Consider the following 8847-nt stretch of genomic DNA (forward strand, 5'->3'; position numbering starts at 1 on the left):
ACTCCTATAATTGTTGTTATTTTTTAATTATAACTAAATATTTATCAATAGATAATAAATTATTTAAAGTTAAAGCTAGAATTTATGTATTAAATCTAAAGTGCATAATATCACCATCTCTAACAACATAATCTTTACCTTCTAATCTTAACTTACCAGCTTCTTTTGCTTTAGCTTCTCCACCTAGAGAAACAAAATCTTCATATGCTATAACTTCTGCTTTAATAAAACCTTTTTCGAAATCATTATGAATTACAGCTGCTGCTTGTGGTGCTTTTGTCTCTTTTTTAATAGTCCAAGCTCTTACCTCAACTTTACCTGCTGTAAAGTACGATTGTAGACCTAATTTATCAAAAGCATGATGAATAATTTGTTCTAATCCTGATTCTTCTACTCCAAGGTCAGTTAAAAACTCTTGAGCCTCATCATCATCTAACCCAACTAACTCTTCTTCAATTTTTGCACATAATACAATTACATCAGCATTTATTGCACTTGCATGTTTTTTTACTAAATCTACATATTTATTTCCACCATCAGCTAATGAATCTTCATCAACATTTGTTCCATAAATAATATTTTTATTTGATAATAATCTTAATTCTCTATCTAAGTCAATAAAATTTTCATCATCTCTATCTTCAAATGAACTAGCTGGCTTTAAATCTTCTAAATGCGCCAATAATGCTTGTGCAATAGGTAATTTAGCAGCTGCAATTTTATCAAATTTAGATTCTTTTTTAAGTTTTTCACATTTCTTTTCAACTTGTGAAATATCTGCATAGATTAATTCTGTTTCTATAATTTCTATATCTCTTAAAGGATCAATATCTCCTTCAACATGAACAATATTTTCATCTTCAAAACATCTTACCATATGTAAAATAACTTCAACTTCTCTAATATTAGATAAAAATTGATTTCCTAAGCCCTCACCTTTTGATGCGCCTTTTACTAAACCTGCAATATCAACAAAATCTATTGTCGAATGTTGTATTTTATCTGGATTAACAATCTTAGCTAATGCATCTAATCTTTTATCAGGTACTGGAACAACTGCTTTATTTGGTTCAATAGTACAAAATGGATAATTTTGTGCCTCTGCATTTTGTGCTTTTGTTAACGCATTAAACGTTGTCGACTTTCCTATATTTGGTAATCCTACGATTCCTACACCTAATCCCATTGCTAACCTTTAGTATTTATTTATAAGTATTCTACAATAACCATCAACACATGATTTTAAAGGGATTCTTATGATTTTACATTGTATAATCAATCATCAATATTTAGCAATATTTCTCAAATCATAAGGACTATTCAAGGACTAAAACAATGACAAATTATAAAATACAATCAAAAAGAATCCCTACAAATGAAGAAGGTATTTTTTATAAACGCATTATAAACGATAATGGCAAAGAAATAGATAAAATTTATCTTATTAGATATAGAAATGATGAAAAAGATAAATTAAAAACAATAGGAAAATACTCACAAGGAATAAGAATAAATTATTGTAAACAAATAAGAAATGAAATACTTATGAAATTAAGATTAGGAGAAGAACCTCCTGTAATTGCAAAAAAGAAAAAGAAAAAGACCATAATACTTGATGATTTTGCAGAAATATATTTTAAGGAGAAAGAGTTAGAGGTCAAAGACATTCAAAAAATAAAAAGAACTTATCAAATACACATACAACCATTTTTAGGTAAGTATTCTGTAGATGACATAACTTCAGATCAGATTAAAGAACTTCAAAAGATAAAAAATGAATCCCTTGCACAACGTACAGTAAATGCACTAGTACAAATTATTGGTGCCATTTATAATATAGCAATACAAAAAGACTTATTTAAAAATAATAATCCAGTTGATAAAAGTATTAAAAGAGTTAATGTTGATAACAAAAGAGAAAAATATCTCACATTAGATGAAATTACAATACTTTTAAAAGAAGTAGAAAATATCGATCATCTAAATCTTTTTACACAACTTGCATTACAAACAGGAGGAAGAATGGGTACTATTATGTCTATTAAAAAAAAAGATGTTCAACTTGATACAAATACAGTTCAACTAAAAGACCATAAGAACAATTCAACATATTTGGGTTTTTATAATGATGATCTTAAAAACTTATTAGCAAATCGAATTAAAAATATTCATGCTAATGATAAAATTATAGAAAAAGGACAACAAGGTATACAACAAAGACTTACAAAAATATACAATAAACATTTTAATATAGGCCTCGAAAAGGATGACAGAAAAAATAGAGTGGTTACCCATACACTAAGACATACTTTTGCAAGTCATTTAGCAATCAAAGGAACTCCTATTTATACTATTCAAAAATTAATGAATCATAAGGATATAACAATGACATTGAGATATGCAAAGTTAGCACCTGACAGTGGAAAAGAAATGGTATTAGGATTATACAATTGAATATAGAACATATGATTAAATAAATATAATAGGACTGAAAACATCCATCTTACTAGATCATAAACAAATTAAATCTATAAAATTTATAATATGACTTGATAAACTTATTCATTATTGAGTATAAAGTTTATGACAAATATCAAATAACATATAATAGTCTCTAAAAAACTACAAAATGTAATTAATCAGCATATTATAAATTTTGAAGAAGCTATTTCTTATCTATTAATTTCAGTATTATATACAAGAATTATTATTCAAATCATCGTGATATTCTCTTCTGAAGGCAAAAAATTCTTTAACTGATTCATGATTCAATTCAAGATCTTTATATTTAAAATCGTAAAGATCTTTATATTTATAATTAAATTTAATAACACAGATATCTTTAATATTTTCAAGTTCTTCAATTGATATATTAGTACAAGAAGGAATCTTTCTTTTTAAATCAACAATTGAAGCCATTAAGAATACCTGTCTAACTTTAATATTATCATTATTATTTCCTAAATATTTAAAAATATTAGTAAGATGTAATATTGCATAAATATACTTTTCAATAAGAGTATCGTTCTTGTAACTAAGTCTTAGATATTTTTCTAACAAAAGTTCAATTGCCTTTTTATCAGCATCTAATTCAATATTTGTTTCAATTAGAGAATGTTTTTTACTGCATAATTTAAAAGAATTTCTAAACAATAAATCAACTGCCTTTTTAGCTTCTTCAAATTCAATATTTTTTTCTCTGAACTTATTTTTTATTATTAAATGATTTCCTTTAGCATGAAATAATTCATGTAAAATTATAAATTCAATTATAAAACCTATCATCAAATTTAGTGTGTTATTATACAGTTTTTCATTAACACTTTTAAAAATTAAACTATCTCTTCTTTTAGAGTTTTCATATAAATAATAAACAATATATGTAATAAAATGTTTATTAATTTTAATTTCGTTTTTCTGATAATAAATATTTGTTATATCTTTTGAATATCCTAAACTCAATTTTATATTTTTAGGCTCTCTAATAATTTTTTTATATATTTCAAAATTTTCTCTTATACTTTTATATAATTCTCTCCAATATGAAACATCTAAACTATTTTCAAATTTTTCAAGCTCTTCTAGTGTAACTATTCTTTTAATCATATAAATTACTTTATTTGTTGAATATTATTAAAAGAATTTAAAATAAACTTCAATTTTGATTTGCTTAATTTTGTTTTAATAATATAATTTTTTGTATCTTCTTCATAAAAAACTATTCTTTTATTCTCAACTAAATCTTCAGGAGTATCAATATTTGATATTAAGTTATCAATATTAATTTTCGATAATTCATCATTAAATCTATTTATATTTAATAAAAATAATTTATCATTATTTCTATCTTCAAATATTTCGTAGCTTGAAACTAAATCAAATTCAACTAATAAACTTAGTGTAATGGGATTTAATCGTAAAAGTACTAGTTCTTCAGTCATTATATTTTTTTCAGAAATATAACGTTTAATACATTTTTCAATATCAGATATATTAATATAATCAGAGAAATCATATTTTACAAGAGTAACATCTTCTATATTTTTTGTGTCGATGATATCAATTTTTTTATTTTTTACAAAATATGCACAAATAAACCAACTATCTTCAAATATAAAAAATTCTAATGGTATGATATTTTCACTTCTTTCTGATTCAATAAATGAAACCTTACAACAGGTTTTTAAAGCATTATTATTATCTTTTATAATACTTGCAAAAAATTTATATTTACGTTCGTCTATAAGTTTAATAAGATTCTCTTGAAAGTTTCGTGAATAGTTATTTGTTATTGCAAAAGTTAAATTCTTTGTTGTATCTTTAAAAAAGTATTTAATAATTTCTTTTGATTTATCTTCTTCTACATATGCTAAAGATGCTAATAGTGCAATATTAAATTCTTTTGTATTAAAAATACTTTTATTATATAAGTTTTCGCTTATTTTATTATTACCTTTTTCAAATATTTCCATATTTTTTAATAAAGTAATTATTCTACCAACTTGATCTTTTGAAAGATCAAGTTCATATTCTAGTTCTTCTCTTCTTGCATATCTATCATTATAAATTTCTAATATTTTTTTTAGATTTAAATATTTGTTATTTAATTTCATCTTTTAATACTCCTTTTTTATAATGAATAATATCATTAAATCAAATCTTTTTAAACAATTAAAATAATTCTTTAACATATCTTTTAAAATTCTTTTCTGTAGATAAAAATATAGATTAAATAATAATAATTCTTGATAGCAAATTATATACGCAATATTCTGCATATATAATATTCTACAATTTCATTAATTAATCGATTAATTACATCAATATACAAAAGGAGAGAATATTAAATTTGATATTAAAAAGCTTAATAAAGAACAGTTAGAACTAACTAAACCTTTATCTGAAATACAGAGCGTTCTAGATAAATATATTGTTTTACTTTACTTTAAATACGGCTTTACATTAACAAAAAATGAATTATCTGAAGTGCTGAAAATATCAACACAAAGCATTGACAGAAGGATATTACAATCACTAAATATCCCGCCATACATTAGAAGCTCAAATGGAAAAAGAGCTAGTTATCTATTCCCTGTTCAAGGGGTCGCAGAGCATTTGGTAAATACTATAAAAGTTGTAAATTAATCAAAAGAAAGGAGAAATATATAAATTGAAACAAAATCAAATTAATTGTGAAAAATTGACAAAAATGACAATTAAAATGCAAAATCAGAAACTGAGACTATTTACAAAAGTTGATATAGATACAAAATTGAAAATTCTTGTACAACAAATATCTATATTTTATACCTTAAGGAATAAATACAAAGATATTGATAAAGAAGTTTTAACTTTTGTTTCTTTAATTCTTGCAATTGATACAATCTTAAAAGAGATTGATATTGTAGGTCTTAATACATCAAAGATACGAGCTAGAGAATTAACTAAAAAAGAAAAACGAGAAAGAGTTATTCAATATTGGTCAATTGTAAAAAGGTTGAAAGAGAAAGAAAGAATGAGTTTTAGAGAGATATCAAACTATTTGATGAAATATCATAAGCTTCAAGTTTCATATTCAACAATATATAAAATTTGGAAAGATTTAGAACTAAATATAAATTCAGAGGAGAACTAAAATGTTAAATAATAAAGTAATAATGTTTGATAATGATTTAAAAATGCATATAGTGGCACTAAACTTGGATAAAGAAGTTTTTCTACTTCAAATTAGTGAAGATAATGTAAGTACAAAGAAAAAAGAGATTAGAAATCTATTAATTTTAATAAAAGATGTGATATTAACTTCAAGAATATCTGATACTGTTCATTTTATTGAAGAAGTAAATATGTTTGATTTTGATAATAATCAAAACAAATATTTAGATACAGCAAAATTTAATAGCACAAAAAGTTTAAGAGTAAAAGATATTAAAGATATTAAAGATACTAAAAATACTTATATTACAAGATCTGAAGCGCGTGCTATTTATAAACTTTATAATATGTCTTTAATAGGTTATTCATTTAAAACAACAATCGAAAATGAGTTTATATTCACACCTGATTCTTTAATAAAGATTCTTGAAAAAAATGGAGTGTTATAATTATGAATATTATTCTTATTTTAGTTACAATAATTTTTACACTTCTAATTATTATCTATGTAATTTATTCCAAATATCAAGAAGTACTTGAAACAAATAAAACTGTTATTAAGGATGCAGTAGAAGGATATGCAAGTAGATCACGTGCTCTCAATTTTTCTACAGTAATGTATAACCAACTGTGTGCAGGAACTTATCGAGATTTAGAAATTAAACAAAAAGAAAACAAAATAGATAATTTGCAAATTGATTTAAGTAAACTTCTTCTATTTAACCCAAAAAGTGATTTCATATTTTCAGAACCAGCTACAAATAGTAATAATTCAGATTCAATAATGGTTACATTATATAATATTGTCATTGTTAAAAACCTCTGGTTAGAAGACCCATTTCATACAAATTTCTATAACATTTTGCATATATTAGAAAAGAATTATTTTAGAACTATTAATCCTAATACACAAAATTTTACAATGATTTTAAGAGATGATAAAAATAACACAAGTATATCAGATACTTATCAATATCATAGAACAGATGATTTTCTAACAATCTTGTTAAATAAGATAATTTATGATATTTTAAAATTTAAAAAAGAAGATGCACAAAAAATCATTATTGCAATTTGTTTTTTTCTTATTACAGAATCAATACATTTTAAATTAAAAGAGAATGTTACTATTTTTACAGAATCAGTTTTAAATGACTATGTAGATAAATATAATATACAGAAAATCATTAACTTGATAAAAAATAAAGATGAGAAATTTAGCTTTTTTGATATTGCATTAAAAGAAACTTATTTTATTTCAGAAAAATTTACTTCTAATAATAATGAGGAAATTGATAAGATCAATTTAAAATTAAGAACATATAATAAATCTTACCGCTCTATTTAGTGTTTGTAAATAAGTATAATATTGAATTTTTAAAAGAAGGAGATACTTTAGTTGTTTGGAAACTAGATAGACGAGGAAGAAGGTTAGCTCATCTAATTAGTGTAATTACTTCTTTAAAAAATAAAAATATATGCCAGTAATCTTTGTTCCATATCTTCTTAAGGTTTGTGGAACTTTACCTTTTCTACTTCTTGAACACTTTATGGAACATGGAAAACTAATATCAGTGCTTCGTGTTCCAAATGTAAGAGGTTGTTGAACACCTAAGCGAAAGGGGCGGAGCGCTTTTCCCCGCTCTGATTTGAGCGACTTGTTAGGTTATTATTGATATAAATTCCAAATTTCACTATAAACTGCAAGAGGCAGTCCTTCGTCATACCCTTCTGGGTAATCGCAAGAAATGGTAGTTTTTCCTTTAACTTCCTCTCTCATAAATAGGGGGATTGGTCGAGGAGCTTCATCATCAAACTTCTCTTCCCATTCAGAGGGGGAAAAACAAATTGTGCTGTTTTTGTAAAACTTATTATCTACGTTTTCTTCTATTTTCCGAAGAAAGTTAAAGTGCCCTAATTCACTTTTCGTTACTTCATCTAATGATCTATATTTTGTGTAGTAGCTTGGCTCTAGATTGTAATAAATGGCTAGAATGGTGGCTAGTTCTGTATTTGGATTAGAAATTAACCATTTTAACGGCTTTTGATTATCATCATAGTTGGACCACAATGCATAATAAAATTGTTGAGTATTATCTGATGATTCTAGATACTTTCTAATAATATCCCATTCTTTTCTTTCTAATTTTTCGACTTCTAGTTCATTCATGCATGGTCCTCATATTTTATTCTATTGAAACCTAACTATTTATTGAAGGAACATTTTATCCTAATTAATATTTATATACATTATTAAAAGACATAAAAAGTGTACCTTTTATAATGGTTTTCATTACAAAATATAATGTATTAAGAAAAATACTAACTTTTATACTATTATCCTTAAAGATAAAATGTCCTTTTTGTAGTGAATATCAATATTAAAAAGACATAATGTCCCTTAAGTAAGGTCTAGCTATGGAGGTCAAAAATTGTCATAGCCAATAAAAATTGATAGTGGGGTTTATACTGAACGTCCTTGTTTAAAGGGGAGTATACAATAGTAATCATTATAAATATTAAATAGAATGTCAAATAAATATTGATACTAGTAAAGTAAAAAATAACAAGTTCAACAACCTGTACTTTTTGGAGAATGTTCAACAATTCAACTCTATTTGGAACAAGCTTACAATTAGTAAAAACTGCTCCAAATATAAGAGAGACTGTGAAAGAACTAACCTTATATAAGTAAAAGAATCAAGACTAAGAAAGTTTTTTCAATATCCAGATGTATAAACACATTTTTTGACGAAATAAAGCTTTAAAAAAGTGTAGAACTGCAATGTACTCTACTATTTCTTGTTTTATATCCTCAATATTGCCACTTTTACTGGCTTTTACCAGCTTTTGAAACAGTGTAATACCAATTAGATTCAACAATCGTCTAAAATTATAGGTGAGCATAATTAAAGCATTCTCTCCCGCAACCTTTGTTTTGCCACGTACTAGAAAATGGCTCCATCCTAGCTTTTGTTTGATTGTACCAAATGGGTGTTCTGCCAAAGCGGCACGCTGTTTAATCATAGTTTTTGCTTTGTGTGTCTGCATCTTTGTACGGTGAGCCTCTATGAGTGATTCATGTTCCCAACGCCAAAGACGTTTTGCAGGTGTTTTAGGAGGAAGACACTGTGAACGTATTGGACAAACTGTACATACAGAGCGGGTACCGAAGTACATTAAACGCTTAAT

Annotated in this window: 11 protein-coding genes; 6 read left to right on the forward strand and 5 right to left on the reverse strand. The window is 25.1% G+C overall.

All coding sequences use genetic code 11. The features are described from left to right. Positions 1–82: 82 nt before the first annotated feature. Positions 83–1186, reverse strand: a complete 1104-nt coding sequence (gene ychF, locus KO488_RS04545; RefSeq protein WP_216057603.1) for a redox-regulated ATPase YchF — start codon at positions 1184–1186, stop codon at positions 83–85. A gap of 149 nt (positions 1187–1335) precedes the next feature. On the opposite strand from ychF, the gene KO488_RS04550 reads away from it, so the two are divergent. After that, positions 1336–2454, forward strand: coding sequence for a tyrosine-type recombinase/integrase (locus KO488_RS04550; RefSeq protein ID WP_216057604.1), 1119 nt, complete (start codon positions 1336–1338; stop codon positions 2452–2454). Positions 2455–2691: 237 nt separating this feature from the next. Here KO488_RS04550 and KO488_RS04555 read toward each other — a convergent pair whose 3' ends face one another. Together KO488_RS04555 and KO488_RS04560 are read right to left on the reverse strand one after the other, a co-directional pair. After that, positions 2692–3606: a hypothetical protein gene (locus tag KO488_RS04555; protein WP_216057605.1), complete on the reverse strand. Its 915-nt coding sequence runs from the start codon at positions 3604–3606 to the stop codon at positions 2692–2694. 5 nt (positions 3607–3611) lie between these two features. Continuing rightward, on the reverse strand, positions 3612–4613 hold the full coding sequence (locus tag KO488_RS04560; protein ID WP_216057606.1) for a hypothetical protein: 1002 nt from the start codon (positions 4611–4613) through the stop codon (positions 3612–3614). Positions 4614–5170: 557 nt separating this feature from the next. Between KO488_RS04560 and KO488_RS04565 the strand changes: the two genes are divergently transcribed. The 5 genes from KO488_RS04565 to KO488_RS15315 are packed head-to-tail and all read left to right on the forward strand — an operon-like array spanning position 5171 to position 7262. Next, positions 5171–5635 carry a helix-turn-helix domain-containing protein gene (locus KO488_RS04565; protein ID WP_216057607.1) on the forward strand — a complete coding sequence of 155 codons (465 nt, stop codon included), beginning with the start codon at positions 5171–5173 and terminating at the stop codon, positions 5633–5635. 1 nt (position 5636) lies between these two features. Then, positions 5637–6104: a hypothetical protein gene (locus KO488_RS04570; RefSeq protein ID WP_216057608.1), complete on the forward strand. Its 468-nt coding sequence runs from the start codon at positions 5637–5639 to the stop codon at positions 6102–6104. A gap of 2 nt (positions 6105–6106) precedes the next feature. Then, positions 6107–7003, forward strand: coding sequence for a hypothetical protein (locus KO488_RS04575; protein ID WP_216057609.1), 897 nt, complete (start codon positions 6107–6109; stop codon positions 7001–7003). After that, positions 7003–7143 (forward strand): recombinase family protein, encoded by a 141-nt coding sequence (locus KO488_RS15430; RefSeq protein WP_303571994.1) that lies wholly within the window; start codon positions 7003–7005, stop codon positions 7141–7143. The genes KO488_RS04575 and KO488_RS15430 overlap by 1 nt, the downstream gene beginning before the upstream one ends. Beyond that, positions 7134–7262 carry a hypothetical protein gene (locus tag KO488_RS15315; protein ID WP_266099289.1) on the forward strand — a complete coding sequence of 43 codons (129 nt, stop codon included), beginning with the start codon at positions 7134–7136 and terminating at the stop codon, positions 7260–7262. Before KO488_RS15430 ends, KO488_RS15315 begins: the two co-directional genes overlap by 10 nt. A gap of 62 nt (positions 7263–7324) precedes the next feature. Here the strand turns inward: KO488_RS15315 and KO488_RS04585 are convergent, their stop codons facing one another. Together KO488_RS04585 and KO488_RS04590 are read right to left on the reverse strand one after the other, a co-directional pair. Further along, complete coding sequence (locus tag KO488_RS04585; protein WP_216057610.1) at positions 7325–7825, reverse strand: DUF4274 domain-containing protein; 501 nt, start codon at positions 7823–7825, stop codon at positions 7325–7327. Between the two features lie 536 nt (positions 7826–8361). Further along, the coding region (locus tag KO488_RS04590) for a transposase (RefSeq protein WP_216057611.1) at positions 8362–8847 on the reverse strand (486 nt) is incomplete at its 5' end.

This window comes from Poseidonibacter lekithochrous, from assembly GCF_018861145.1.
In the GTDB taxonomy this organism is placed as follows: Bacteria; Campylobacterota; Campylobacteria; order Campylobacterales; family Arcobacteraceae; genus Poseidonibacter; species Poseidonibacter lekithochrous_A.

Coding starts and splice junctions, on each gene's coding strand:
- KO488_RS04570 (WP_216057608.1), top strand. CDS start 5,637: ATGTTAAATAATAAAGTAATAATGTTTGATAATGATTTAAAAATGCAT.
- KO488_RS04585 (WP_216057610.1), bottom strand. CDS start 7,825: ATGAATGAACTAGAAGTCGAAAAATTAGAAAGAAAAGAATGGGATATT.
- KO488_RS04560 (WP_216057606.1), bottom strand. CDS start 4,613: ATGAAATTAAATAACAAATATTTAAATCTAAAAAAAATATTAGAAATT.
- ychF (WP_216057603.1), bottom strand. CDS start 1,186: ATGGGATTAGGTGTAGGAATCGTAGGATTACCAAATATAGGAAAGTCG.
- KO488_RS04575 (WP_216057609.1), top strand. CDS start 6,107: ATGAATATTATTCTTATTTTAGTTACAATAATTTTTACACTTCTAATT.
- KO488_RS04550 (WP_216057604.1), top strand. CDS start 1,336: ATGACAAATTATAAAATACAATCAAAAAGAATCCCTACAAATGAAGAA.
- KO488_RS15315 (WP_266099289.1), top strand. CDS start 7,134: ATGCCAGTAATCTTTGTTCCATATCTTCTTAAGGTTTGTGGAACTTTA.
- KO488_RS04555 (WP_216057605.1), bottom strand. CDS start 3,606: ATGATTAAAAGAATAGTTACACTAGAAGAGCTTGAAAAATTTGAAAAT.